The 2,723-nt window shown below is 33.3% G+C and carries 2 protein-coding genes; both read left to right on the top strand.

Annotated features, from left to right (window positions below):
• The first annotated feature begins 284 nt into the window (after positions 1-284).
• Positions 285-1,925: a MobQ family relaxase gene (mobQ, locus tag HMPREF9629_RS11085; protein ID WP_009526476.1), complete on the top strand. Its 1,641-nt coding sequence runs from the start codon at positions 285-287 to the stop codon at positions 1,923-1,925.
• A 232-nt stretch (positions 1,926-2,157) separates the two neighbouring features.
• The gene (locus HMPREF9629_RS11080; RefSeq protein WP_009526475.1) at positions 2,158-2,715 is read left to right on the top strand and encodes a type III toxin-antitoxin system ToxN/AbiQ family toxin; all 558 of its coding nucleotides are present in this window, start codon (positions 2,158-2,160) and stop codon (positions 2,713-2,715) included.
• The last annotated feature ends 8 nt before the right edge of the window (positions 2,716-2,723 follow it).

Genomic DNA, 2,723 nt, shown 5'->3' with positions numbered 1-2,723 from the left:
GGAGCAAAGTGAGAAACATTTTAACACTTTGCTTTTTTGTAGATTTGAAAAATCTACAAAAAGCAAAGTTCACAGGGGTCTAAGGGGGAGTAGCCCCCTTGAACAAATAAAAATGCTTTAGCGTTTTTGTTTCCTTAGCGGAGCTAATAGCTTTCCGCAGGAACGCAAAGCACCGTAGTCAAACGGTGTATCTTTGCGCCCTTTGAAAAAGGGAGCGAAGATACCACCTGAACATTAGGATAGTAAAATTCCAAAACTAAAAACAGATAAAGGAGAAAAAGACAATGGAAATCAAAAGTTTGCATACCCATGTAGATATCGTTACAAGGTCAAAGGGGCATAGCGTGATTGCAAAAGCTGCATACAATGCAAGAGATAAATTACAAGATGAATACTATGGAAAAACGCATGACTATTCTAAAAAAACAGACCTTGTATTCTCAAAAATATTTCTGCCGGAACATGTCCCAAAAGAGTTTTCAAACAGAGAATACCTATGGAATGAAGTTGAGAAAATCGAAAAAAGTAAAAACTCACAACTTGCAAGAAATCTACTCTTTGAATTGCCAAGAGAATTAAATGAACAGGACAGAATAAAGTTAATCAGCGAATTTATAGAAGAAAACTTTACTTCTAAAGGTATGATAGCAGACTGTAATATTCATAATCCGCCGGCAAGCGATAATGAAGAACAACCACACGCCCATATCTTACTTACCCTAAGAGAAATGGATAGTGAGGGAAAATGGAAACCGAAATGCAGAAAAGAATATATCCTTGATGAAAATGGAGAAAAGATAAAACTGAAAAGCGGAAACTATAAATCAAGAAAAGTAAATCTGAACGATTGGAACGAACCTGACAAAGCAAAAGAGTGGAGAGAAAATTTTTCAAAAAAAGCAAACGAATATTTGGCAAGGAATAACATAGATAAAAGAATTGATCCACGCACCTTTGAAGAACAAGGCAGAGAAGAACTTCCGCAAATCCATTTAGGAACAAGCAGCTACCAAATGGAGAAAAAAGGCATACAGACAGAAAGAGGAAACCAAAACAGAAAAATCATTGCCTTGAATTTAGAATTTAAGAAGTTAAAAGCAGAACTATCAAAACTTACATCTTGGATAGGCTCGTTACTTGGGAGTCTGCAAGTAAAATATGATGAATACAAACAGGAGAAGAAAGAAGAATATGAGAACAAAGCGGAACTCTTTAATCTCTATGAGTACATTTCCATCTATTACGATATACAGGGAGAAAAAGCAAGAAAGTTAAACCCCTATGCAAGCAACAAAAAGATAGGAGCAGACCTAAGACGATTTTCAAAAGCAAGGATATATCTAAAGGACAATAATCTTAAAACCATAGCAGACCTACAAGAAAAGATAAGTACATTACAAGCAAAAAATAAGAAGATTAGTCAAGACATTAAGGCAAAAACCGCAAGGATAGAAAGCTTAAATAAATGCTTCACCTATGCGGACATCATCAAAGATAACAAACAAGTCTTTGAGGAATGGAACAGTAAATCCTTATTCAAAGATAGCTTTTACAATTCACACAAAGATGAGATAGATAAATATAAAAGAGCAAGGGCAATCCTTGAAAAGATAACAGGCTCATCGGCGATTAAGTCTAAAGATTGGAAGAAAGAAATCCAAAGTCTTGAAAGTGAAATATCAAAACTCAACAGACAATCTCAAAAAATCAAAGAAGAATACGAAAGTATCAATCATATCAAATATGCCGTAAAAACGGTCAATGAGGATTATGGCATAGACCTAAGTATTGAGATTGACAAGGCAATCAAGAGAGGAGAAAAACCAAGTGTAATAGCACAGATTAAGAAATATCAAGGGCAACAAGAAGCCTACGAAAAACGAAAGGAGAAAACAAAGGACTATTACAGAAATGAGGAAAGATAGTGATTTTTTGGAGAAATAGGGTATAATATAAATGATAAGAAAGTGGCGTTTAGGGAATTTACTAATTTGACATTTCTAAAAATATCTGTTATACTTTCAGTAAATAAAGAGGGTGTCCCACTACCATTAAAGGTGGAACATTAAAGAAGGTGTCTCACTACCTATATCCCAAAGGTGAAGCATTAAAGTGAACAGAGAGGATGAAACCTCTCTGTTTTTTTAGGAGAAGGCAATGGCAGAAGCGATTAAATATGGATTTTATACTGTAGATCCTGATTATCTTGAATATCTAAATCAAATAGATTCAGAAGTTTATTACAATCCATCGTATAGAAACAGTATTAAACCATTTGTTGGAATTATTGTTGGGATAGAAAACTATAATTATTTTATTCCAATATCTTCTGCAAAGGAAAAACACAAAAGATGGAAGAATGTTTCTGATGAGCATTTTTTGATTTATGAAGTAATTGATAATAACATTACTATAAATGGAGATATATACAAATATTACTCTGATGAAGAAAAAATGCACATATTATCTATATTGGATATTAAGAAAATGATACCTGTACCGAATGGTTGTTATGAAAGAATTGAGTTTGATGAGCTTGATGACATCAGATACAAAGACTTATTTGAAAAAGAATATGCTTTTTGCCTTAAGGTAAAAACAAAGGTTTTGAAAAAGGTGGAAAAATTATATCAGAAGCAAAAGGAAACAGGAACTATCAGAAGAGCAAATTGTAATTTTTCAGAGTTAGAAAAAGCCATGTTGGATTGGAAGTAAAATATAAA

Source organism: Peptoanaerobacter stomatis, from assembly GCF_000238115.1.
GTDB lineage: Bacteria > Bacillota > Clostridia > Peptostreptococcales > Filifactoraceae > Peptoanaerobacter > Peptoanaerobacter stomatis.
This window is presented reverse-complemented; position numbering and strand designations above follow the sequence as displayed.